This is a genomic window from Kocuria rhizosphaerae (assembly GCF_044462265.1).
Classification (GTDB): domain Bacteria; phylum Actinomycetota; class Actinomycetes; order Actinomycetales; family Micrococcaceae; genus Kocuria; species Kocuria rhizosphaerae.
In genome coordinates, this window is the sequence record NZ_JBISWL010000142.1 from 39022 (window position 1) to 62656 (window position 23635).

Here is a 23635-nt window from a genome sequence, read left to right on the forward strand (position 1 = left end):
TGCGGGGCGCCGTCCCGGGGCTGTGGCCCCGCGAGCTGCTCGGAGGGCGTGGGCACGGACTCCGGACCCGGCTGGGCCGGTGCGGGTGCCGTGGATCCGGTCACGGCGTCCGTCGGCCACGCCGCGGGCGACGAGGTGGCCGTGGAGCGGGCCCCCGGTGCGGGGGTCAGCGCACCACCGTGCGGTGGCCGGCGTCGATCCGCCGCGTCCAGCCGCGGGTGTCCAGGTGCTCCAGCAGCGGGACCGCCACGCGCCGGGTGGTGCCGAGGGCCTGGCGCGCCTGACTCGTGGTGAAGGGCTGCGGCAGGCCGGCGAGCTCGCGCATCGCCAGCGCGGGAGCAGTGGGCAGCAGCACCACGCCGTCCCGCAGCCGCAGCAGGCGCCCGCTGCGCTCGCCGGCGGCGAGTTCCCGGGCGCCCAGGCGGAGCCCCGTCAGCTCGTCGGCCTCGGGCGCGCGGAACGGCTCGGCCCCGAGCCGCCGCTCCAGCGCGGCCACGGCGCTCTCGGCCGCGCCGAGGTGCCCTCGGTGCTGCGGGGAGCGGATCCTGCCGGCCTCCTGCTCGAGTCCCGCGCCGTGGACCACGGCGTCCACGAGCCCGGCGTCCGGCAGCGCGAGCAGGTCGACGGCGGCGCCCCGGGAGAGGCCCGCCGCCAGCGGGTCGCGCGCGTGCAGCTCCTCCACGGCCGTGCGCAGCCGCTGCTGCCAGGACTCGAGGAGCGGTGCGTGCACCCACCAGTCGCCGAGCACGCGCACGTCGGCGGGCGGAGCGGTCGTGCCGTGCTCGTCGGCGTCGTCGGCCGGCAGCAGGCCGAGCCGGGTCAGCAGCTGCCGCTGCACGGCGCCGCGGCGGGCCACCTCGACGAGGACGTCGCCGCCCGGGTCCATCCGGGCGAGGCGGTCCGCCCGGCGGGCGGCGTCACCGCGCCGGTCCAGGGCCGGCGGATCGGCGTCGAGCACGAGCGCCCCGCCGAGCACCGACCGGCTGCCGGGGTGGCGCAGCACCAGCCGGTCCCCGAGGACGAGGGGCAGGGGCCGGTCGAGGGTGAGCCGGGCGTGGTCGTCGTCGAACGGGCGCAGGCGGGCGGGCACGGCCGCGGTGCCGGCGTGGACGAGGAGCTGCTCGGGTGCGTCGGGGAACGCGGCGCCCGAGGCGCGGCGGACGTCGAGGACACCGGTGACCGGCCACGTCCCGGGCGTGACCAGCGCGTCCCCGCGCCGGACGTCGTGCGCCGGGACGCCGCGGAGGTTCAGCGCCACGCGGGTGACCGGCTCCAGGGAGGCCTGCCGCGTGTTGCGGCTCTGCAGCCCCCGGACGACCACCGGCCGCGCCCCCTCGTGGCCCAGCAGGCTCAGCCGGTCGCCCTGGGCGATCGTCCCGGTGGCGAGCGTGCCGGTCACCACGGTGCCGGAGCCGGCGATCGTGAAGGCCCGGTCCACCCACAGCCGCAGCCGTCCCGTGGCGGGCGCGGCGGACCGGGCCAGGACGTCGTCGAGCGCGGTGCGGAGCTCGTCCAGGCCCGTGCCCTCGACGGCGGACACGGTGACGGCCGGCGCGTCCCGCAGTCCCGTCCCGGACAGCTCCGCGCGCGCCTGTGCCAGTACGCCCTCCGCGCGCCCGGGCGCCCGGTCGGCCCGGGTGAGCACCAGGACGCCGTGCTCGATGCCGAGGGCGGCGACGGCGTCCCGGTGGTCACCGGACTGAGCCTGCCACCCCTCGTCGACGGCGACGACGAAGCACACGACGGGGGCCGGACCGAGCCCGGCCAGCATGTTGCCGAGGAACCGCTCGTGACCCGGCACGTCCACGAAGGCGACGTCGCGTCCCGAGGGCAGCGTCGTCCAGGCGTAGCCGAGGTCGATGGTCAGGCCCCGGCGGCGCTCCTCCTCCCACCGGTCGGGCTCCATCCCGGTGAGGGCGCGCACCAGGGTGCTCTTGCCGTGGTCGACGTGGCCGGCCGTGGCGACGACGTGACCGGTCATCGGGCCGGGGCCGCGTCGTCGGCGACCGCGTCGAGGGCCGCGCGCACGGCGGCGAGCAGCCGGTCGTCCTCCCGCTCCGGCACGCAGCGCAGGTCGAGCAGGCAGGCGTGGTCGTGGACCCGGGGGAGCACCGCGGGGTCCCCGGTGCGCAGCACCGGGGCCACCGCCTCGGGCAGCCGCACGGCCCAGCCCGGCAGGGGCACGCCGGGGGCTCCGCCACCGCCGACCCGGCCGTCGTGGGCGACCACGGGTGCGCCGACGGCCGCCGCGAGCCGTTCGGCGCGGCGCCGGAGCTCGTCCGGGTCCGCGTGCAGCGCGTGCACGACGGGTGGGGTGCCGCCGGTCAGCGTCGCCTCGAGCGCCGCCAGGGTCAGCTTGTCGGCCCGCACCGCGCGGGCCAGCGGTTGGGCGGCGATCCGGGCGAGGACCTCCGGCCGGCCGAGCAGCAGGCCCGCCTGCGGGCCGCCCAGCAGCTTGTCCCCGCTGGCGATGACGACGTCGGCGCCGTCCGCGAGCGCGGTCGCGGCATCCGGCTCCGCGGGCAGCAGCGGGTCCGGGGCGAGCAGTCCGCTGCCGAGGTCGGCCACGAGCGGCACCCCGTGCTCCCGGGCCAGGGGCCGGAGCCCGCTCAGGCCGACGGCCGAGACGAAGCCCTCCACCCGGAAGTTGCTCGGGTGCACCTTGAGCAGGCACCCGGTCTCCGGGCCGACGACGTCCTCGTAGTCCCGCAGGTGCGTCCGGTTAGTCGTGCCCACCTCGCGCAGCCGGGCGCCCGTGGACTCGATGAGCTCCGGCAGCCGGAAGCCGGCCCCGATCTCGACGAGCTCGCCGCGGCTGACGACGACCTCCCGGCCCGCCGCCAGCGCCGTGGTGGCCAGCACCAGCGCGGCGGCGCCGTTGTTGACGACCAGCGCGTCCTCCGCGGCCGGGCACGCGGCCAGCAGCGCCGCCCGGGCGGCGGCGCCGCGCCGGGACCGGCTGCCGGTCCGCAGGTCGAGTTCCACGTCGACGTACCCGGCGGCCGAGACCAGCGCCTCGACGGCGGCGGGGGAGAGGGGCGCCCGCCCCAGGTTGGTGTGGACGACCACCCCGGTGGCGTTGAGCACCGGCCTCAGCGTCGTCGCGGAGCGGGCCGCGAGCGCGGCCAGGACCTCCGGCTCCACGTCACCGGGACCGATGTCGCCGCGGCGGGCCCGGTCCTGGACCTCGCGCACCAGCGACCGGACGACCCCGTCGCTCAGGCGGCCGCGGGCCCGGCGGACGGGCGGCAGGCCCAGGAGCTGGTCCGTGCGCGGGATCAGACGACGCGGGTCGTCCTGGGCCACAGTTCCTCCTCGTCGCGCGGGGCGCGTGGCAGAAGTTGGCGGAGGCGGACGGGAATCGAACCCGCCAGGCCGAGGTGCTCGGCCTCACCGGTTTTGAAGACCGGGGGGCCCACCAGGACCCGGACGCCTCCACCGGCAATGTAGCACCGCCACCAGTAGGCTGGCACCGTGGACCTCACCAAGACCTCGACCAGCGGCTCCGGCGCCACCGGGGCGCTCCGCCTCACCGGCTTCGCCCACGGCGGCGGATGCGCCTGCAAGATCCCTCCGGGCGAGCTCGAGGACGCCGTGCGCGGTCTCACCGGGCAGTCCGGGGCCGGGGTGCTGGTCGGCCTCGACGACGGCGACGACGCCGCGGCCGTCCTGGTCCGCGAGGATCTCGCGGTGCTCTCGACCGCCGACTTCTTCACCCCGGTCGTCGACGACGCCTACGACTGGGGCCGGATCGCCGCCGCGAACGCGCTGTCGGACGTGTACGCCATGGGCGGGCGCCCGGTCATGGCGATCAACCTCGTCGGCTGGCCCCGGGACGAGCTCCCGATGGAGCTGCTGACCGAGGTGCTCCGCGGCGGTCTGGCGGTCGCCGCCGAGGCGGGGTGCCCCGTGATCGGGGGGCACTCCATCGACGACCCGGAACCGAAGTACGGCATGGCGGTCACCGGTGTGGCCGACCCGGAGCGGCTGCTGCGCAACGACGCCGCCGAGGCCGGGCTCCCGCTGACGCTGACCAAGCCGATCGGCGTGGGGCTGCTGAACAACCGGCACAAGCAGACCGGCGAGGTCTTCGCCGAGGCCGTCGCCACGATGACGCGGCTGAACCGGGAGGCGGCCGACGCCGCGCTGGCCGCCGGCGTCCGGGCGGCCACGGACGTCACCGGCTTCGGCCTGCTCGGCCACATGCACAAGATGTGCCGCGCCTCCGGGGTGGGCGCGGTGCTCGACCGCACGGCCGTGCCGCTCGTCGAGGGCGCCGCGCAGGCGCTGCGGGACGGCTTCGTCTCCGGCGGGACCCGGCGCAACCTCGACTGGGTGCGCCCGCACCTGCGGCCGGGGCCGGGGGTCACCGAGGACGACCTGCTCGTGCTGGCCGACGCGCAGACCTCGGGCGGGCTGCTGATCGTCGGCGAGGTGCCGGGGTACCCCGTGGTCGGCCACACGGTCGCCGGATCCGGCGTCGCGGTGCGCTGAGCCCCTCTCGGGGACGACGCCGAGCCCTCTGCCGGGGCGACGGCGCTCAGCCTGCGGTGGTGATCGCGTCGTCGGTGATCCCGGCGGCCCGGCGCGCGGCCAGCCGCGCCTTCTGCGGCTCGATCGTGTAGCGGGGGTCCTCGGCCGAGTGGAGCCCGGCCTCCATCACGCCGAACCGGGTCAGCGCCGAGGAGGCCAGCAGCGCCAGCCCCGAGACCGCGGCGACGGCCCGGTGCCGTCCGCCCAGCAGCGCGCCGAGCCCGCCGGCGACCGCCAGCCGCTCGCTCCACGCCAGCATGGCCCCGGCCTGGCCGTGGTGCAGCGGCTCGGCCGCCACCGGGTCCATCCGGCGCTCCATCAGCTTCGTGGCGACCAGCTCCCCCGCCACGCCGAGCACGGCGAGCCGCCGGGCGGGACCGGCCTCGCCGACCGAGGTCGTGACCATCGCCAGACCGCCCGAGGCGAGGCTCGCCGAGCTCACGAAGACGAACGCCAGGTCCTCGCGGGCGGCGTTCCACGTGGGCGTCGCGGTGTCGGAGAGCAGGGCGGCGGTGTAGGCGGCGAGCGGACCGGCGAAGACCGCGGCCTCGACGCCGGCCGGCCCCTCGACGGCGCGCAGCACCGGGCGCAGCGGGCCCAGCGGCAGGCGGGAGCCGGTCATCCGGTCGACCTCGGCCGCGACCGCGATCCCCGTGCCCGCTCCGAAGGCGCTGAGGATCCACGTCCCCATGCTCATCGGCGAGGTCGGTTTGAACGTGCGCAGCATGTGCAGGAAGCGCTCCGGGCGCCCGAGGTCCGCGACCAGGGCAGCCCCGCCGAGACCGAGCGCGGTCACCGAGCCCAGCCGGGCGTTGCGGCGCAGCTCGTCGCGGCCGGTGAGCTGGGCGCCGAGCGCGAGCAACGCCGAGCCGCCGGCCACGCCGCCCAGGAAGAGGTACGCGGCGACCTCGTGGCCCCAGGGAGCCGGCTTGACCACCGGCCGGCCGTAGTAGGAGGTGAACTCGGCCTCCGGGACCATCGGCGCCTCACGCCCGCCGTTGCCGCCCTCACCGGCGCCCCGGCGGCGTCCGCCGTCCCTGCGCCGACGGCGGGGCGGCTCGGGCGGACGGTAGCCGTCGAACTCGGACAGGCTCACGAACGGCCTCCTGCGAAGGCCACGGCGACGGCGGCGAGCATGCCCGCCGCGGCCAGGCCGGCCCGCTGGTACATCCGGGGCAGGTCCGCGGTCGGCACCCGAGGATCGGGGGGCAGCCCGTAGACCTCCGGCTCGTCGAGCAGCAGGAACACCGACCCGGTGCCGCCGACGCCGTCCAGCTCGTTGGCGCCGTAGAGCCTCGCCTCGGTGCGCCCCTGGGCGTGCAGCTCGGCGACCCGGTGCCGGGCCTGGTCGACCATGTCCTCGTGCTCGCCGTACTTGATCGACGTCGTCGGACACGTCTGCGCGCACGCGGGCGTCTGGTCGTCGGTCATGCGGTCGTAGCACAGGGTGCACTTCTGGGCGACGCCCACGTTCGGCACCTCCGGCGCCGCCCCCGGCTGCTCGCCCCGCTTCGTCCGGGGCGCGGCGGTGCCGTCGGTGCGCCGCTCGATCACGCCGAACGGGCAGCCGGCCACGCACGTGCCGCACCCGTTGCACACGTCGTCCTGCACCACCACCGTGCCGTGCTCGGTGCGGAACAGCGCCCCGGTGGGGCAGACGTCGAGGCACCCGGCGTGGGTGCAGTGCTTGCAGACGTCGGAGGACATGAGCCAGCGGAACTCCGGGGTGTCCGGCGGAGCGGTGTCCTCGGCGGCCGTCCGCGGCTCGGGCGGGCCGACGCGAGGCATGCCCAGGCTCACGAGCTTGCGCCCGGACTCGCGGGCCTCCTCGATGCGCTCGCCGTCCTGCTCGACGAACGCCACGTGCCGCCAGGTGCTGGCGCCCAGGGAGCCGGTGTTGTCGTAGGAGGACTCGAGCAGCCGGAGGTCCCCGTCCTGCGGATTGTCGTTCCACTCCTTGCAAGCCACCTCACAGGCCTTGCACCCGATGCAGATCGAGGTGTCCGTGAAGAAGCCCTTCCGCTCGTGCCGGTGCTCCCAGTTCGCGTCGGCCGTGGGATCGGTCGGTCCGGCCAGCTGGCCCATCTAGGTCTCCCTCGTCGGGTCGGTGGTCGCGTCGGTGGTCGGGTCGGCGCCCGGGGTGCCCCCGGGCCGGTCGATCCGGGTGTTGCCGGTCTCCACGGTGGCACCCGCACGCTGCTGGTACTCCAGGACCAGGTCGAGCAGCTCGGAGCCCCGGGGGCGGCGGCCCGGGCGGATGTGGCAGGAGCCGACCTTGGAGTCCTGGATCTGCACGTTGGGCTCGAGCGTGAGGCCCAGCAGGTCGTTGGCGGAGTCGCCGCCGACCACGGCGTCGTCGCCCACGCCCCAGTGGTAGGGGAGCCCGATCTGGTGCACGGTGTGCCCGCGCACCACGAGCGGGGTCATCCGGTCGGTGACGAGCACCCGGGCCTCGATTGCCGCCCGCGGCGAGACGATCGTGGCCCAGCCGTACGGTTCCAGCCCGCACTCGGCGGCGAGCTCGGGGGAGACCTCGCAGAACATCTCCGGCTGCAGCTCCGAGAGGTACGGCAGCCAGCGGCTCATGCCGCCGGCGGTGTGGTGCTCGGTCAGCCGGTAGGTGGTGAAGACGTAGGGGTACACGGCCGCCCCCGGCTCGCCGGCGCTCGGGGCGCTGAGATTGTCCTGGCGGGCGAACAGCACCCGGGAGGGGTTGCGCTGCTGGCCGTACAGGGCGTTGGCGACCGGCGACTCCTGCGGCTCGTAGTGCGTGGGCAGCGGTCCGTCCAGCACGCCCTTGGGCGCGTACAGCCACCCCTTGCCGTCGCTCTGCATGATGAACGGGTCGTCGCCGGCCAGCGCTGCCGCGCCCCCGGCGCCGGGCTCGGGACGGGTGCCCGGGGCGAGGTGGAGCGGGAAGTCGGGCACGTCGTCCCCGACCCACCGGTTCGCCTCCTCGTCCCACCAGACGTACTTCTTGCGCTCGCTCCACGGCCTGCCCTCGGGGTCGGCCGAGGCGCGGTTGTAGAGGATCCGGCGGTTGGCCGGCCACGCCCAGCCCCAGTCCGGGGCGCTGGGCCCCTGTTCCTGGCCCGGCGTGCGGGCGGCCGCGTGGTTGACGCCGTCGGCGTAGACCCCGGTGTAGATCCAGCAGCCCCCTGAGGTCGAACCGTCCGCGCGCATCTCGGTGTACGAGGACAGCGGCCTGCCGGCGTCCGGGCCGGTGAGGTGGCGGCCGTTGATCTCGGCGAGCACCGCCTCGGGGTCCGGCTCGCCGTGCTCGTCCACGGGGTAGTCCCAGGTGAGGTCGAGCAGCGGGCGGTCGCGCTCGTCGGTGGAACCGGCGAGCCGCTCCCGGATCCGCCGGCCCAGCTCGTGGAAGAACTGCAGCTCGCTCTGGCACTCGCCCGGCGGTGCGACGGCCTGGTGCCGCCACTGCAGCAGCCGCTGGGTCTGGGTGAACGTGCCGGACTTCTCCACGTGCGTGGCCGCGGGAAGGAAGAACACCTCGGTCTCGATGTCCTCGGTGCGCAGCTCGCCCGAGGCGATCTCGGGCCCGTCCTTCCACCAGGTCGCCGACTCGATGAGGTTGAGGTCGCGCACCACCAGCCACTTGAGGTGGGACATGGCCATGCGCTGCATCCGGCCGTTGGAGGAGCCCACCGCGGGGTTCTGGCCGAGCAGGAAGTAGCCCTCCACCTCGTCGTCGAGCATGCTCGTCAGCGTCTGGTAGGTGCCGTGGGCACCGGTGAGGCGCGGGAGGTGGTCGTAGGCCCAGTTGTTGTCCGCCGTGGCCGCGTCCCCCCACCAGGCCTTGAGCAGGCTCGTCGTGTAGGCGTCGGCCTCGGCCCAGTAGCCCTTCTGCTCCTTCGTCGCGATCGCGGCCAGGTAGTCCTCGAACGTGTCGTGGGTGCCGGCCACCGGCATCGGCAGGTAGCCGGGCAGCAGGTTGAACAGCGTCGGGATGTCGGTCGAGCCCTGGATGCTGGCGTGACCGCGCAGGGCCATGATCCCTCCGCCGGGACGGCCCATGTTGCCCAGCAGCAGCTGCAGGATCGCGGCGGTGCGGATGTACTGCGCGCCCAGGCTGTGCTGGGTCCAGCCGACGGCGTAGGCGATGCACGTGGTCCGCTCGCGCCCGGAGTTCTCCGTGACGGAGCGGGCCAGGTACGCGAAGTCCTCGGGGGAGATGCCGCATACCTCCCGCACCATGTCGGGGGTGTAGCGCGCGAAGTGCCGCTTGAGGATCTGGAACACCGTGCGCGGGTGCTGCAGGGTCTCGTCGCGCTCCACGCGGGCGTTCTCCATCGGGGCGCCGCCGCTGCCCAGCTGCTGGCCGGCGGCCTCGGTCACGCCCTCGACGCCGTGCTCGGAGTCGCCCGCGGGTCCCTCCACCCGGTCGCCGCCGCGCTCCTCGTAGGCCCACGAGGACATGTCGTACTGGCCGGTCTCCGGGTCGAACCCGGAGAAGAGCCCGTCGAGGTCCTCGGCGTCGCGGTAGTCCTCGTCCACGATCGTGGCCGCGTTGGTGTAGGCGCGGACGTACTCCTCGAACCACAGGTCATGGGTGAGCACGTGGTTGATCAGGGCCCCGAGCAGGACGATGTCCGAGCCGGCCCGGATCGGGACGTGCTTGTCGGCGACCGCCGAGGTGCGGGTGAAGCGCGGGTCGACGTGGATCACCCGGGCACCACGGGCTTTGGCCTCGGTCACCCACTGGTAGCCCACGGGGTGGCACTCGGCCATGTTGGAGCCCTGGATGACGATGCAGTCGGCGTTGGCCATGTCCTGCAGGGACTGCGTGGCGCCGCCACGCCCGAACGAGGCTCCCAGACTGGGAACCGTGGAGGAGTGTCAAATACGGGCCTGGTTCTCGATCTGGATCGCTCCGGCGGCCGTGAAGAGCTTCTTGATCAGGTAGTTCTCTTCGTTGTCCAGCGTCGCTCCGCCCAGCGAGGCGATGCCCATCGTGCGGCGCAGCGGGCGGCCCTGGTCGTCCTCCTGCTGCCAGGTGCGACGGCGCGTCTCGAGGAAGCGGTCGGTGACCATCTCGACGGCGGTCTCGAGGTCGAGGCGCTGCCATTCGGTGGCGCGCGGGGCGCGGTAGAGCACCTCGGTCTGCCGGCCGGGCGCGTTCACCAGCTGCTCACTGGCCGCACCCTTGGGGCACAGCCGCCCCCGGGAGATCGGCGAGTCCGGATCGCCCTCGATCTGGACGACCTTCTCGTCCTTGACGTAGACCCGCTGGCCGCAGCCCACCGCGCAGTACGGGCACACGCTCCGCACCACGCGGTCCGCCGTGGTCGTCCGGGCGGTGGTCCCGCGGGTCCGTTGGGAGGTCACGGCCGGACCGCGACCCAGCAGGTCGCCCGACCGCAGCTGCCGGACGACCGGCCACTCCAGGAAGCTCACTCGTGCCATGCCCGGAGCATAGCGTGTCGGAGGTCACGGTGACAGGAGCACACCGGCCGGTGTCGCCGGCCGGTCCCGGGCACCGTCCACTCCCGCCGGGGCACGGCGTCGCCGGGCCCCGGCGGGGCCGTGCCCGGCGGCACTAGACTTCTCGGCAGGCCCGCCGGGCGAGCCCCGCCCGGACGGCGACGGAGGAAGAGGTCCCTGATGGTCGAGCCGGTTCCCACGAGCGCGATGTCCGACGCCGCCCCCGGCGTCTCCGAGCAGTACGAGGCGGTCCGGGACCACCTCATGGAGCTGCGGGAGGACTACGACCGGGCGCGGCGGGAGTTCCGCTGGCCGCGGATGGAGCACTTCAACTTCGCCCTGGACTGGTTCGACCACGTCGCCCGCGACCCCGGGCGGGGAGCCCGGGACGCGCTGCGGATCGTGGCCGAGGACGGCACCGAGCTGCGCCGGACCTTCCGCGAGCTCTCCGCGTCCTCCGACCGGGTCGCCGGCTGGATGCGCGGTCTGGGGGTCGGGCGCGGGGACCGCGTCCTGCTGATGCTCGGCAACCGGCTCGAGCTGTGGGAGGCCCAGCTGGCGGGCATGAAGCTGGGCGCGCCCCTGATCCCGACCGCCGTCATGATGCCGCCCGCGGACCTGCAGGACCGGGTCCGCCGGGGGCGGGTGCGCTGGGTCGTCGCCGACGCCGCCGACGCGCTGAAGTTCGCGGACGTCGACGGCGACTACGGCCTCGTCGTCGTCGGCGACGACGAGGCGCTCGCCGCGGTCCGGGAACGGCTGCCGGGCCGGCCGGTGCACGCCTGGGCGGAGGCGGCCGCGGCCGGGGCCGGGTTCGTGCCGGAGGGCGTCACGCGCTCGCGCGACCCGCTGCTGCTCTACTTCACCTCCGGGACCACGTCGCAGGCCAAGCTCGTGGAGCACACCCACTACTCCTACTCCTACGGGCACCTGTCGACGCTCTACTGGACGGGCCTGCGCCCCGGCGACGTCCACCTGAACATCGCCTCGCCCGGCTGGGGCAAGCACTCCTGGTCGAACTTCTTCGCGCCGTGGATCGCCGAGGCCTGCGTTTTCGTGCACCGGCAGGAGCGCTTCGACGCCGTCGCCCTCCTGGAGCAGATGGACCGCGCCGGGGTGACGAGCTTCTGCGCCCCGCCCACCGTGTGGCGGATGCTCATCCAGGCGGACCTCGGCCGGCTGCGCCACCCGCCGCGCTCGGCGGTCTCCGCCGGTGAGCCGCTCAACCCCGAGGTGATCCGGCGGGTGGAGGAGGCGTGGGGCGTGATCGTCCGGGACGGCTACGGACAGACGGAGACGACGCTGCAGATCGCCAACACCCCCGGCCAGCCCGTGGTGCCGGGGGCGATGGGCCGGCCGCTGCCCGGCTTCGTCGTCGAACTCCTCGACCCCCGCACGGGCGCGCCGGCCGAGGAGGGGGAGATCTGTCTCGAGGTCCACGACGACCCGCCGGGGATCATGGCCGGCTACATCGACGAGCCGGAGCGGACGTCCGAGGTCGTCCAGGACGGCTGGTACCACACGCGGGACATCGCCCGGCGGGACGAGCACGGGGTCTACTTCTACGTGGGACGCACCGACGACGTCTTCAAGGCCTCCGACTACCGGATCTCCCCGTTCGAGCTGGAGTCGGTGCTCATCGAGCACCCCGCGGTGGCCGAGGCCGCCGTCGTGCCGGCGCCCGACCCGGTCCGGCACGCCGTCCCGAAGGCCTATCTGGTCCTCGCGGCCGGCGCCGAGCCCACCCGGGAGCTGGCCGGTGAGATCCTCCGTTTCGCTCGGGAGAACCTCGCCCCCTACAAGCGGGTGCGCAAGGTCGAGTTCACGGACCTGCCGAAGACGGTCTCGGGGAAGATCCGCCGCGTGGTCCTGCGCGAGCGGGAGGAGGCGGGGAAGGGCCTCCGGCCGGGCGCCGACGGGGCGGCCGGCGGGGTGGGGGTCGAGTACTCGGAGGCCGACTTCCCGGACCTGCGGGGCTGAGATCGGTCCCGCGGCGCGCAATCTTGCGTAATGCATGGACCGGCACGGGGGTCCGCAGGGGACACGGCGACCCGGCCGTGTCCCCACTTCGTGCGACGTTGACCATGGCAAATTGCCAACTGGTCAGTAGGAACGCGCGGGGAACCGGCCTCTGACCAGCGAAAATACATGAAAATGCGTTGATGTCCCCCGTTCCGCGCGAGGTCGCCGCGTCCGTGACAGGTCCGGGAATCCCTGCCACCATGGTGTCAATTGGTTCACCCGATGGGGTCCGAACCAACGGATCCGCCGGGGGGCGGATCCACCGCGGTTCATCGGGGGATGGGCCGCATGCACGCAGGCATCGGGGGGTGCCGGTGCAGCACGGTTCATCGGGGGGTGAACCGCATGGGAGCACCGCTGGGGGGCGGTACTCCCGCCAGGCGAGTCTCTGCTCGCCACCGGCCGTCAGGCCGGTCGATGCGCCCGCTGCGGGGGCCATCCGTTCTTGCGGATGGTGCAGCGGGCGCATCGCTCTGTCCGGGCCCGTCCTGGCCGACCACGGCCGCCCGGCGTCCCGCGCCGTCGGTGCGCCCTGGAAGACTGGGCACCATGACGACCTCCCCGGCACACGACACGCACGCCCCCTCGACCACCCAGGACCCGGCGCTGCGCGAGGACGCCCTCGGCCTGCTCCGGGCCCTGACCGGCCGGACCGACGCCGGGTTCCACCCCGGCCAGTTCGAGGCGATCGAGGCCCTCGTGGCGCACGGCCGGCGGGCCCTGGTGGTCCAGCGCACCGGCTGGGGCAAGTCCGCCGTCTACTTCCTCTCCGCCCTGCTGCTGCGCGCACGGGGGCGGGGTCCCACACTGATCGTCTCCCCGCTGCTGGCCCTCATGCGCGACCAGGTGGCCGCCGCGGCCCGGGCGGGCGTGCGGGCCGCGGCCATCAACTCCGCCAACGCCACGGAGTGGGGGCAGATCGCCGCGCAGCTCGAGGCGGACGAGATCGACGTGTTGCTGGTCTCCCCGGAGCGGCTCAACAACCCCGTGTTCCGCGAGCAGCAGCTGCCGCAGCTCGTGGCCCGGCTCGGGCTGCTCGTGGTGGACGAGGCGCACTGCATCTCCGACTGGGGCCACGACTTCCGGCCCGACTACCGGCGCATCCGCGACCTCATCGCACGCCTCCCGGACCGGGTCCCGGTCCTCGCGACCACCGCGACCGCCAACGAGCGCGTGGTCGCCGACGTCGAGGAGCAGCTGGGCGTGCGGCCCGGCGGCGCGGGCACGGGGGAGGTGTTCACGCTGCGCGGTCCGCTCTCGCGGGCGTCGCTGCGGCTGGGCGTGCTGCGCCTGCCCTCGGCCGCGGCCCGGCTGGCGTGGCTGCTCGGGCACATCGGCTCCCTGCCGGGCAGCGGCATCGTCTACACGCTGACCGTCGGCGCCGCCGAGGACACCGCGCAGGCCCTCGCCGACGCCGGGATCGCGGTCCGGGCCTACACGGGGCGCACCGACCAGGGCGAGCGCGAGGAGCTCGAGGCCGCCCTCAAGGAGAACCGCGTGAAGGCCCTGGTGGCGACCTCCGCCCTGGGCATGGGCTTCGACAAGCCGGACCTCGGCTTCGTGGTCCACCTGGGGGCGCCGTCCTCGCCCGTGGCCTACTACCAGCAGGTGGGCCGCGCGGGACGCGCCACGGACAACGCCGACGTCCTGCTGCTGCCCGGGACCGAGGACCAGCAGATCTGGGAGTACTTCGCCACCGCCTCGATGCCCACCGAGCAGAAGGCCGCCGCCGTGCTGGGCGAGCTCGGGGCGGCCGGCGGCCCCCTGTCCGTCGCGGTGCTGGAGTCCCGGGTGGACATCCGGCGCAGCCCGCTCGAGCTGCTGCTCAAGGTCCTCGCCGTGGAGGGGGCCGTGGAGCGGGTGCAGGGCGGCTGGCAGGCCACCGGCGTGCCGTGGCGCTACGACGCCGAGCGCTACGGCCGGATCTCCGCCGCCCGGGTGGACGAGCAGCGGGCCATGCTCGACTACGAACGGACCACCGGGTGCCGGATGGAGTTCCTCGCCCGGCAGCTGGACGACCCCACGGCCGCCCCGTGCGGTCGGTGCGACACGTGTGCCGGTCGGTGGTTCCCCGCCGACGTCGACGAGGCGGCGACCGACTCCGCGGGCGCGGCGCTGGCGCGCGTGGGCGTCGTCGTGGAGCCCCGGGCCCAGTGGCCCACCGGCATGCCGCGGCTGGGCGTCGACGTCAAGGGCCGCATCCCGGAGGGCGAGCGGTACGCCGAGGGGCGGGCCCTGGCCCGTCTCACGGATCTCGGCTGGGGAAACCGGCTGCGCGAGGTGTTCCGTACCGCGGAGGACGGGACGCCCGTGGACGGGCCCCTGGACCCGGACCTCGGCCGGGCGTGCGTGCAGGTGCTGGCGGAGTGGCGCTGGGCGGAACGGCCCGCCGCCGTGGTCTCCGTCCCGTCCCGCTCCCGGCCGCAGCTCGTGCGCTCGCTCGCGGAGGGCATGGCCGGCCTCGGGCACCTGCCCTACCTCGGGGAGCTCGACGTCCCCGAGGGGTTCCCGGCCGGCGGGCACGGCGGCAACAGCGCCTACCGGCTGGCCGCCGTGTGGGAGAAGTTCCGGACCACCCCGCGCATGGAGGAGGAGCTCGCGCGGCTCGCGGGGCGGCCCGTGCTGCTCGTCGACGACCTGGTGGACAGCCGCTGGACCATCGCCGTGGCCGCGCGCTCGCTGCGGCGGGCCGGGGCCGGGCCCGTGCTGCCCTTCGTCCTGGCCGCGCAGGGCTGACACGGCGGCCGGACCGGCCCGCGGAGGGCCCGGGCCTGTACGCTTTCGTGCGTGTCTTCCCCCGCGTCCCCCCTCGTCGACGTCGTCGTCCCCGTGCACAGCACCACCCGGCCCGTGGGCCGCGCGGTCGCCTCCGTGGTGGCCGGGGGACTGCCCGTCGCCGCGCCGGACGCGGCCCCGCGGGCCGGCGCCGTGCGCATCACCGTCGTCTGCCACAACATCGGGGCGGAGCCGATCCGGGACTGTCTCCGGCCGGAGCACCGCTCCCTCGTGGAGCTGGTCGAGTGGGCCGACGACACCACCAACCCCGCCGGCGCCCGGAACCTGGGGCTGGAGCGCTCCACGGGCCGGTACGTGTCCTTCCTCGACAGCGACGACGCCCTGGCCCCCGGCGCCCTGGCCGCGTGGGTGCGCACGGCCGAGCGCCACGGCTCCGACGCCGTGCTGCCACCGCTGGTCCGGGACACCGGCCGGCCCGTGCGCACCCCCGTCCCGCGGCCCCTGCGACGGGCCGACCTCGACCCGGTCCGGGACCGGCTGGCCTACCGCACGCACGCCTTCGGTCTCCTGCGCCGTGCGGCGCTGCTGCGTGTCGGGGCGCGCTTCGACGGGGGGCACGCGACCGGTGAGGACCAGGAGTTCGTGGCCCGCACCTGGTTCGGCGGCGGCCGCCTGGACCTGGCGCCGCGGGCGGCCGCCTATGTCCTGCACGAGGGCGCGGCCGACCGGATCAGCGGGGCCGCCCGCCCGCTCGCGGCCGACCTCGCCGCGGCCTGCGGCCTGCTGGGCGGGTCCTGGTTCGCCGGTCTCGAGGAGGCGCGGCGCACCGCGATCGCCGCCAAGGTCCTGCGCGTGCAGTTCTTCGCGGCCGTCCAGGCCCGGTCCGGGCAGTGGTCCCCGGAGGACGCCCGGGCCTGCCGGGAGTTCACGGCGCTCGTCGGCTCCGTGGCCGCGCCCGCCCTCGAGGTGCTCTCCCGGGCCGACCGGGACGTCCTGGAGCTCGCCGTGCGGCCGGACGCCTCCGCCGCAGGGATCGCCGCGGCCTCCGCCCGGCGCCGGCGGTTCGGCCGGCCCGCGACGCTCCTGACCCGGGACCCGCGCCGGCTCCTGCACCGCGAGGCGCCTCCGAGATTCATGGCGGCATCGCTCATGGTGTGAGAATGGTGCGCAACCCGTCGTCCGACCCCCCGCCTGACGAGAGAACTTCATGAGCCGACCCCTGTCTGCCGCCCTGACCCCCCGGGCCGCGCGCACCTCCGCTCCCCCCACGGACGGGGCTCCGGACGCCCACCGCTTCCGGCCCGAGGTCCAGGGGCTGCGCACCGTGGCGGTGCTGCTGGTGGCGGTGTACCACGTGTGGCTCGGGGGAGTGTCCGGCGGGGTGGACGTGTTCCTGTTCATCTCCGCGTTCCTGATGACCCTCTCCTACGTACGGCGGCTCGAGGCGGGCCGTGGGGCCCAGCTGGGCCGGTACTGGGCCAGGACGTTCTCCCGGCTGCTGCCGCCCGTCGTCGTCACCGTCCTGGGCACCCTCGTGGCGGTGCGCCTGTTCTTCCCCTCCGACCGGTGGTACGCGGCCATCGAGGAGGCCGCGGCCACGGCGGTGTACGCCCAGAACTGGGTCCTGGCCGTCAACGCCGTGGACTACTACGCGGCGGACACCTCCCTCGCGAGCCCCTTCCAGCACTTCTGGTCCCTGTCCGTGCAGGGCCAGGTCTTCCTGCTCTGGCCGCTCCTGCTGGGACTGTGCGGCGTGCTGGCCAGACGCCTGCGGCAGCCGGTCACGAGGGTGGCCGCCGTCGTGTTCGGCGTCGTCCTGGTGGCCTCCTTCGCCTTCGCCGTGGTCACCACGCGCGAGGCGCAGGCCTTCGCCTACTTCGACACCCGGGCCCGGCTGTGGGAGTTCGCCCTCGGTTCCCTGCTCGCGCTGGCCGTGCTGCGCGGGGTCCGCCTGCCGCGGGCGCTGCGCCTCGTCATGGGCTGGACGGGCCTCGTGGCCGTCGCCGTGTGCGGGCTGGTGCTGGACGTCCAGGGGTCCTTCCCCGGCTGGGCCGCCCTGTGGCCGCTGACCGGCGCGGGACTGGTCGTCCTGGCCGGGCAGACGGGGCACCGCCGGGGCGCCGACGCCCTGCTGAGCCGGCCGCCGCTGCTCGTGCTCGGCCGGGCCTCCTACGCCGTGTACCTCGTGCACTGGCCCGTGCTGGTCACCTACCTGGTGCTGACGGACCGGGAGAAGGCGACCCTGCTGCACGGCGTGTTCCTCCTCCTCGGCAGCATCGTGCTGGGCGTGCTGGTGCAGCGGTTCGTGGAGCAGCCGCTGGCGGTCGGTGCGGGTTCGGACGCCACGACCGCGCGCCGGGCCGGACTCGCCGGCCTGTGCGTGCTCCTGGTCCTGCTCCCCGCCGCCGGTGCCCGGATCGCCCTGGACCGGCAGGCGCGGGAGGCCGCGGAGCGGGCCGCCGTGGAGAACCCCGGTGCGGCGGTGCTGGCCGGGGGCGGCTCCTGGGAGCGGGACCCGCAGGTCCCCACCATCCCGAACCCGCTGGTCCGCGAGGGTCAGTGGTCGGCCCTGCCGGAGGGGTGCGACTCCGCGACCGAGGAGTGGTTCGAGGGCTACAAGGTGGCCTGCTCCGCCCTGCCGGTGGACCCCGGCGCCGAGGTGGACGCCATGGTCATCGGCAACTCCCACGCCGAGCAGTGGCTGCCGGCGTTCCAGGAGATCGCCGAGAGCCGCGGCTGGAACCTGCTCTCGGTGATCCGCGGGGCGTGCCGCTATCAGCCCGTGGACACCACGGACGACGCCGAGTGCCAGGAGCTGATCCGGCTGACCGACCGGTACATCGCCGACCACGACGTCGACGTCGTGTTCACGACCTCCACGGTGACCGCCGCCGGAGGGCCCGGTGAGCAGATCGCCCCCGGTTTCGAACGGGTCCTGGCGGACTTCCGATCGCGCGGCATCACGGTGGTCGGGATCCGCGACAACCCCCGCTTCCCGTTCAACATGGTCACGTGCATCGACCAGGAGGGCCCGGACGCCGAGCGCTGCAACCCGCCGCGGGAGCAGAAGCTCGCCCCGCGGAACCCGGCCGAGCCGCTGACCGCCCGCCACGAGAACTTCGTGAGCCTGGACATGAGCGACTGGATCTGCCCCGACGGCACGTGCCCGTCCCGGATCGGCAACCGCTGGGTCTACATGGACGACAACCACATGCCCCGCGACTACGTGCTGACGATGGTCCCGTACGCCGTCGAGCAGTTCGAGCAGCGGGCCCCGGAGTCCGTCGCCCCGTGACCGGGCCCGGGTCCGTGGCCCGGTGCGCCGGCCGGGTGCCGCTCAGCGGCGGCGGAAGCGGCCGGCGACGGCGCCCGCCACGGGCCGCAGGTCCCGGGCGCTCAGCGCCGCCCACACCACGAGGAACACCGCGGTCACCCCCAGCGTCGGCAGGACCCGGAAACCGGGGCCCAGCAGGAGCAGGCCGCCGAGCACCATCGTGTAGCCGGCCGTGATCCTCAGCAGCAGGCCGCCCCACCGCATCCGGTCCAGCCGCCAGACCACGAGCAGGGGCAGGACCGCGCTGACGAGCGAGCCCACGAGGTAGCCCAGGGCAGAAGCCGCGATCCCCAGCCGCGGGCCCAGCAGCAGCATCGTGGTCACCCCGAGGAGCAGCCCGCAGCCGTTGGCCGCGGCCAGCACCTTGATGCCCCACCGCTCCGTGCCGTTGAGGCGGGCGTTGGCCGCGTTGAAGCTCGTCGCGGAGACCGCGAAGAACAGGAGCACCAGGAGCGGCTCCGCGGCCCGGTACTCCTCCCCGAAGATCAGCAGCACCGGCTCCGCCCACAGGATGCCCACGCCGAAGACGGGCAGGAACACCGTGACCATGGTCCGCAGGATGCCGTCCACGGCCCGCGTCAGCCCGGCCGTGTCCCCGGCCGCGAACATGCGTGCCACGCTGGGGGACAGGGCCGTGATCATGGCCCCCGAGAGCATGCTGGCGGGGGTGGCCAGGGCCACGGCCGAGGCGTAGAGGCCGACGGCGGCCTTCGTGTCGAAGCCGTCGCCGATCACGAGGGAGAGCTGCATCAGCCCGCTCGCCGCCACGATGTGGGCGGAGCCCCAGGCGGTGAAGACCAGGATCTCCCGGCGCTGCGCGGGGGAGAGCCGGGAGCCGGAGCGGCGCGGCCACGAGGGGAGCGCGTAGACCGCGTAGCCCGTGATCAGGGGGAGCAGCAGGACCCAGTGCCAGCCCGCGAGCAGGACGAGCAGCAGGAGGGTCAGCGTCAGGAAGGAGCTGATCGTGTCCCACGCCGTCGTCGTGACGAACTGGTTGTTGCCCGTGCGCACTCCGCGCACGAAGTTGTACGCGGACAGGGAGAGCACCAGCAGGCCCGAGGAGAGCGCGTAGCCCCAGGACAGCTCGAGGACGAACGCGGCGTAGAGCACGGCCGACACGGAGAGCACGGCCATCCCCGCCGCGGCGCTCGTGGCGGTGAACGACGCCGTCGCGGCCTGCGCCCGCCGGTCCTCGCGGCCCCGGGCCATCGCGATGAACTTGGAGGCCGCCGTCCCGGAGGCCTGGGGCCACAGCAGGACGAGGAACAGGGCGAGCGAGATGGTGAGGTTGACCTCGCCCAGGGTCTCGGCGCCCATCAGCCGGCCCACCAGGAGGCTGTAGCCGAAGCGGGAGAGTCCCTGCACGAACACCGCCACCACGGTCAGCGCGAACGCCGACCCGAGGGGGTTGTCCGTGTTCTCGTGGTTGGGGGGCGGGAAGAGGATCGAGCGCAGCCGGGACATCAGGCGGCCGACCCGGGTGCTGGGCTGGTCATCGCGCCCGAGTCTACCCGCGGCCCGGGCCCGGTCGGGCTCGCTAGGCTGGCACCATGACCGCGCGCCCCTGCTCCGCCCCGCCCCCGCCCGGGCGGTCCGTGCCCGACGACGCCCCCGGACGCCCGGGCGCCGGGCGGTGCTGAGCGCCGTGCGCGTGCTGGTCCTCACCACCTGGTACCCGTCCGCGGAGCGGCCGGGCGAGACGCCGTTCGTCCCGCGGCACGTGCGTGCGGCCGCACGCCACCACGACGTGCGGGTGCTGCACGTGCGGCTGCTGCGCACGGGGCCCGTGCTGCTCGAGCGGTGGGACGGGATCCCCGTGCTCCGCCTGCCCTTCCACCCCCTGCACCCGGCCGGTGTCCTGCGGGCGTACCGGGAGGTCCTCCGGCACCTCGCGGGTGCCGACCTGCTCCACACCACGCCGTTCTCCGCGGCGCTCGTGGCCCTCCCGCTCGCCGGCCGGCGACCGTGGGTGCACACCGAGCACTGGAACGGCGTGCTGACCCCCGAGCAGAACGGACCGCTGTGGCGTCGCCTGGCCGGGCTGCGCCGGATCCTGCGCGTGCCGGACCGGGTCACGGGCGTGAGCTCCGTGATGTGCGACGTGCTGGGCCGCTTCGCCCCGGCGCAGAAGGTCGAGCGGATCGGAAACGTCGTCGAGCACGACCGGGACGTCAGCCCACCGCCCCGCGGCCCCGTCCTCGAGCTGGTCGCCGTCGGCGCCCTCCGGCCGCTCAAGGACCCGCTCCTGGCCGTCGACACCGTGGCCTGGCTCCGGTCGGCCGGCCACGACGTCCGGCTCACCTGGTGCGGTGCCGGGGAGCTGGAGCAGGAGGTCCGGGACCGGGTGCGGGAGCACGGGCTCGAGGACCACGTCCTGCTCCCCGGACCGGTGAGCTCCGAGGAGGTGCGGGCGCGGCTCGCGGCCGCTGACGCGTTCCTGCTCCCCAGCCGGTCCGAGACCTTCTGCGTGGCCGCCGCGGAGGCCCTCGCCGCGGGCCGTCCGGTGGTCATGGGCGCGGTGGGCGGCCAGCGGGACTTCGTCCACCCGGGCAACGGCCGGCTCGTGGCCGGGCGCACCCCCGAGGCCTTCGGCCGTGCGGTCCTCGAGGTCGTCTCGGCTCCCGGCATGCTCGGGCCGCGGGAGATGGCGGAGGAGATCCGCTCCCGGTACGGGGCCGACCGCATCGCCGGGGAGCTCGACCGGCTCTACCGTTCCGTCGCGCAGCCGCCGGCCCGGGGTCCGCGGCTTTGACCCGGGAACCGGTCCTCCCTTAAGCTGGCCTGTGTTGTCCGGCACCGAGTGACGGACGGCGCACGGAGACGTGCCAGAGCGGCCGAATGGACTTCACTGCTAATGAAGGGTCGGGGTTAAACCCGACCGGGGGTTCAAATCCCCCCGTCTCCGCGCTGTGATGTCCCAGGACATCGGAAACACCCCGGACCTGTGGTCCGGGGTGTTTTTCCGTGCCGGGCCGCCGACGCCCTGCCCCTGTCACCCTGCCCGCGGTGCCTGGCAGGATGGCGCCATGTCCTTCCTGCTCCGCGTCCTCGTCAACGCGTTCGCCATCTGGGTGGCCGCCTGGATCCTGCCCGGGATGCAGCTCACCGCGGACCCGTCCGTCGTGACGGCCGTCGGCGGAGAGACCGCGGCCTCCGTCCTGGCCCACCTGTTCGCCGGGGTCGTCTTCGGCGTGGTCAACGCGGTCGTGCGGCCCGTGCTGACGATCCTGTCCCTGCCGATCACCTGCCTGACCCTCGGGCTGTTCGCGGTCGTGGTCAACGCGGCGATGCTGTGGCTGACGTCCTGGCTGAGCTCCTTCACCCCGCTGCGGCTGGAGATCGACGAGTTCCTCTGGACCGCGGTGCTGGCCACCCTGATCATCGGTGTGGTCTCGCTCGTGGCGGGATGGATCGTCCCGGACCGAGAGAGGCGCTGAGCCGGCCCCGGCTCAGCCCCGGTGCAGCGCCCGCCAGAGGAACTCGTGGGACAGGGCGTGCAGCCGGGCGGCCTGCCGGTTGTCCCCGGCCCCGGCGTGCCCGCCCTCCGTGGCCTCGTAGAACCACACGTCCTCGTGGCCCAGCGACTGCATCCGCGCCGCCGTCTTGCGCGCCTGGACCGGGCCGACGCGGTCGTCGCTCGTGGCCGTCCAGAAGAGGACCGGCGGGTAGTCCCCGTCGGCGCGCAGCAGGTGGTACGGGGAGAACGTGCGGACGAACTCCCACTGCTCGGGGTCGTCCGGGTCGCCGTACTCCGCGATCCACGAGTAGCCCGCGGAGAGCCTCGTGTAGCGGCGCATGTCCAGCAGCGGGACGCCGCAGGAGACGGCCCCGAACAGCTCCGGCCACCGGGTGAGCATGTTGCCCACGAGCAGCCCGCCGTTGGACCCGCCGGAGCAGGCGAGCCGCTCGCGCGTGCACACGCCACGCGCCCGGAGGTCCTGGGCCACGGCGGCGAAGTCCTCGTAGGCCCGGTGCCGGTTCTCGCGCAGCGCCGCCCGGTGCCACGCCGGGCCGTACTCCCCTCCGCCGCGGATGTTCGCGAGCACGTAGACCCCGGACCGCCCGGCGTCGTCGGTGCGGGCCAGCCAGGACCGGCCGAGCGCCCCGGAGTAGCCGGGGGTCCGGGAGACCTCGAAGCCGCCGTAGCCCGAGAGCAGGGTGGGGTTGGCGCCGTCCGGCACGAGCTCGGCGGGACCGACCTGGAAGTAGGGTACGCGCGTGCCGTCCGCCGAGACCGCGAAGTGCTGCTCCACGCTCAGGCCCGCCGCGTCGAAGAACGCCGGGGCGGTCTTCGCCACGGTCGGCGACGCCCCGGGCCGGTCGCCGACCGGGAGTGTGCCGCGCGAGACGGTCGTCGGAGTGAGGAAGCCCGCGGCCACCAGCCAGTAGTCGTTGCCGGCCTCCGGGTCCTCGTCGTCGACGGCGTGGACGTCCACGCTGTGCAGCGCCGGGGCCCCCGGCAGCTCGGTCGTGCGCCACGCGCCGGGCTCGGCGACCCGCACCACCGAGGAGACGTCCTGGAGGAGGTTGAGCACGAGCCGGTCGGCCGTCCAGGACCACGACTGCAGGGAGGTGCGGGCGTCCGGGACGAACACCGGGGTCACGGACCGGTCCCCGGCGAGGAACGCCTCCAGGTCCGCCGCCAGCAGGGACCCCGCGGGGTGGACGGCGCCGCCGAGCTCGAGCTCCTCCTGGGGCCGCAGCAGCAGCCACTGCCGGTGCAGGTCGACCGTCACGGTGTCGGGGACGTCCACGTGGACGAACTCGCCGTCGCGCACCAGATAGGTCCGGGAGGCGAAGAAGTCGACCACGTCCACCGCCACGTCCCGGACCCAGCCCGGGGTGTGGTCCCGCACGAGCACCGCCTGGACGTGGTCCTCGGGCACCTCGAAGACCTGCTGCGCGTCGGCGGGCTCCTGCCCCCGGTGCATGACCCGCACCGTGCGCGGGTAGGAGGAGGTGGTGAGGGAGCCCGGTCCGAAGTCGGTGGCCACGTGCAGCGCGTCCGCGTCCAGCCACGTGACGGAGGACTTCGCGGTGGGGACGTCGAACCCGCCCGGGACGAACGACCGTTCCACGAGGTCGAACTCGCGCACGCGCTTGGCGTCGCCGCCGTCGGGGGAGAGGCTCACCAGGGCCCGCCGGTGCTCGCCCCCGGTGTACTGCGGCCGCAGCAGCCGGGCGCCGCCCCAGACCCAGTCGACGCCCTCCGCCGCGGCCAGGGCGTCGACGTCGAGCAGCACCTCCCAGTCGGGGTGCTCGCCCAGCCAGGACTCCCACGTGGTGCGGCGGAAGAGACCTCGGGGGTGCTCGGCGTCGCGCCAGAAGTTGTAGTAGTGCGGCCCGTGCTTGGCGACCATCGGGATCCGGTCCGTCGAGTCCAGCACCTCCAGCACGTCCTGCTCGAGGCGGCGCAGGGCCGGGCCCTCGAGCACCGACAGGGTCCGGGCGTTCTGCCCGGCCACCCACTCCAGGGGCGCGTCGCCCGTGATGTCCTCGAGCCACAGGTTCTCGTCGTGCGGCTGCTCGGCGGTCGGGCGTGAGGTCTCGGTGGTCTCCGTCATGTCCGCC

General features: G+C 74.8%; 14 protein-coding genes and 2 tRNA genes. 8 read left to right on the forward strand and 8 right to left on the reverse strand.

Annotation, left to right across the window (positions count from 1 at the left end):
* Positions 1 to 166: 166 nt before the first annotated feature.
* The 3 genes from selB to ACH9EU_RS16600 form a co-directional block, all read right to left on the reverse strand.
* Positions 167 to 1981, reverse strand: a complete 1815-nt coding sequence (gene selB / locus ACH9EU_RS16590; RefSeq protein ID WP_396415009.1) for a selenocysteine-specific translation elongation factor — start codon at positions 1979 to 1981, stop codon at positions 167 to 169.
* Positions 1978 to 3306 carry an L-seryl-tRNA(Sec) selenium transferase gene (gene selA, locus ACH9EU_RS16595; protein WP_396415010.1) on the reverse strand — a complete coding sequence of 443 codons (1329 nt, stop codon included), beginning with the start codon at positions 3304 to 3306 and terminating at the stop codon, positions 1978 to 1980. Before selA ends, selB begins: the two co-directional genes overlap by 4 nt.
* Before the next feature lie 36 nt (positions 3307 to 3342).
* Positions 3343 to 3437 (reverse strand) — tRNA-Sec (locus tag ACH9EU_RS16600).
* A 37-nt stretch (positions 3438 to 3474) separates the two neighbouring features.
* On the opposite strand from ACH9EU_RS16600, the gene selD reads away from it, so the two are divergent.
* Positions 3475 to 4494: a selenide, water dikinase SelD gene (gene selD / locus ACH9EU_RS16605; RefSeq protein ID WP_396415011.1), complete on the forward strand. Its 1020-nt coding sequence runs from the start codon at positions 3475 to 3477 to the stop codon at positions 4492 to 4494.
* Positions 4495 to 4540: 46 nt separating this feature from the next.
* Here the strand turns inward: selD and nrfD are convergent, their stop codons facing one another.
* The 3 genes from nrfD to fdh are packed head-to-tail and all read right to left on the reverse strand — an operon-like array spanning position 4541 to position 9954.
* Positions 4541 to 5629 (reverse strand): NrfD/PsrC family molybdoenzyme membrane anchor subunit, encoded by a 1089-nt coding sequence (nrfD, locus tag ACH9EU_RS16610; protein WP_396415012.1) that lies wholly within the window; start codon positions 5627 to 5629, stop codon positions 4541 to 4543.
* Positions 5626 to 6618: a 4Fe-4S dicluster domain-containing protein gene (locus ACH9EU_RS16615; RefSeq protein WP_396415013.1), complete on the reverse strand. Its 993-nt coding sequence runs from the start codon at positions 6616 to 6618 to the stop codon at positions 5626 to 5628. The genes nrfD and ACH9EU_RS16615 overlap by 4 nt, the downstream gene beginning before the upstream one ends.
* Positions 6619 to 9954: a formate dehydrogenase gene (fdh, locus tag ACH9EU_RS16620; RefSeq protein ID WP_396415014.1), complete on the reverse strand. Its 3336-nt coding sequence runs from the start codon at positions 9952 to 9954 to the stop codon at positions 6619 to 6621. It lies immediately after the preceding gene.
* A 198-nt stretch (positions 9955 to 10152) separates the two neighbouring features.
* On the opposite strand from fdh, the gene ACH9EU_RS16625 reads away from it, so the two are divergent.
* The 4 genes from ACH9EU_RS16625 (at position 10153) to ACH9EU_RS16640 (ending at position 18025) form a co-directional block, all read left to right on the forward strand.
* Positions 10153 to 11952, forward strand: a complete 1800-nt coding sequence (locus tag ACH9EU_RS16625) for an AMP-binding protein (RefSeq protein WP_396415015.1) — start codon at positions 10153 to 10155, stop codon at positions 11950 to 11952.
* Between the two features lie 591 nt (positions 11953 to 12543).
* The gene (locus tag ACH9EU_RS16630) at positions 12544 to 14730 is read left to right on the forward strand and encodes a RecQ family ATP-dependent DNA helicase (RefSeq protein ID WP_396415016.1); all 2187 of its coding nucleotides are present in this window, start codon (positions 12544 to 12546) and stop codon (positions 14728 to 14730) included.
* Between the two features lie 51 nt (positions 14731 to 14781).
* Positions 14782 to 15888 (forward strand): glycosyltransferase, encoded by a 1107-nt coding sequence (locus ACH9EU_RS16635; protein WP_396415017.1) that lies wholly within the window; start codon positions 14782 to 14784, stop codon positions 15886 to 15888.
* 49 nt (positions 15889 to 15937) lie between these two features.
* Positions 15938 to 18025: an SGNH hydrolase domain-containing protein gene (locus ACH9EU_RS16640; RefSeq protein WP_396415018.1), complete on the forward strand. Its 2088-nt coding sequence runs from the start codon at positions 15938 to 15940 to the stop codon at positions 18023 to 18025.
* 42 nt (positions 18026 to 18067) lie between these two features.
* On the opposite strand, the gene ACH9EU_RS16645 is transcribed toward ACH9EU_RS16640, so the two are convergent.
* Positions 18068 to 19528 (reverse strand): lipopolysaccharide biosynthesis protein, encoded by a 1461-nt coding sequence (locus ACH9EU_RS16645; protein WP_396415019.1) that lies wholly within the window; start codon positions 19526 to 19528, stop codon positions 18068 to 18070.
* 187 nt (positions 19529 to 19715) lie between these two features.
* Between ACH9EU_RS16645 and ACH9EU_RS16650 the strand changes: the two genes are divergently transcribed.
* From ACH9EU_RS16650 to ACH9EU_RS16660, 3 genes are all read left to right on the forward strand, one after another.
* Positions 19716 to 20816, forward strand: a complete 1101-nt coding sequence (locus ACH9EU_RS16650) for a glycosyltransferase (protein WP_396415020.1) — start codon at positions 19716 to 19718, stop codon at positions 20814 to 20816.
* Between the two features lie 64 nt (positions 20817 to 20880).
* Positions 20881 to 20969 (forward strand) — tRNA-Ser (locus tag ACH9EU_RS16655).
* A gap of 121 nt (positions 20970 to 21090) precedes the next feature.
* Entirely contained in the window at positions 21091 to 21501 is a 411-nt protein-coding gene (locus ACH9EU_RS16660; RefSeq protein ID WP_396415021.1) for a phage holin family protein, read from the forward strand.
* A gap of 12 nt (positions 21502 to 21513) precedes the next feature.
* Here ACH9EU_RS16660 and ACH9EU_RS16665 read toward each other — a convergent pair whose 3' ends face one another.
* The gene (locus ACH9EU_RS16665; protein ID WP_396415022.1) at positions 21514 to 23628 is read right to left on the reverse strand and encodes a prolyl oligopeptidase family serine peptidase; all 2115 of its coding nucleotides are present in this window, start codon (positions 23626 to 23628) and stop codon (positions 21514 to 21516) included.
* Between the last annotated feature and the right edge of the window lie 7 nt (positions 23629 to 23635).

Excerpts from the sequence above, each read along its gene's own strand:
- selB (WP_396415009.1), bottom strand. The coding sequence starts at position 1,981 with ATGACCGGTCACGTCGTCGCCACGGCCGGCCACGTCGACCACGGCAAG.
- ACH9EU_RS16615 (WP_396415013.1), bottom strand. The coding sequence starts at position 6,618 with ATGGGCCAGCTGGCCGGACCGACCGATCCCACGGCCGACGCGAACTGG.
- ACH9EU_RS16625 (WP_396415015.1), top strand. The coding sequence starts at position 10,153 with ATGGTCGAGCCGGTTCCCACGAGCGCGATGTCCGACGCCGCCCCCGGC.
- ACH9EU_RS16630 (WP_396415016.1), top strand. The coding sequence starts at position 12,544 with ATGACGACCTCCCCGGCACACGACACGCACGCCCCCTCGACCACCCAG.
- ACH9EU_RS16640 (WP_396415018.1), top strand. The coding sequence starts at position 15,938 with ATGAGCCGACCCCTGTCTGCCGCCCTGACCCCCCGGGCCGCGCGCACC.
- ACH9EU_RS16645 (WP_396415019.1), bottom strand. The coding sequence starts at position 19,528 with ATGTCCCGGCTGCGCTCGATCCTCTTCCCGCCCCCCAACCACGAGAAC.
- ACH9EU_RS16660 (WP_396415021.1), top strand. The coding sequence starts at position 21,091 with ATGTCCTTCCTGCTCCGCGTCCTCGTCAACGCGTTCGCCATCTGGGTG.
- ACH9EU_RS16665 (WP_396415022.1), bottom strand. The coding sequence starts at position 23,628 with ATGACGGAGACCACCGAGACCTCACGCCCGACCGCCGAGCAGCCGCAC.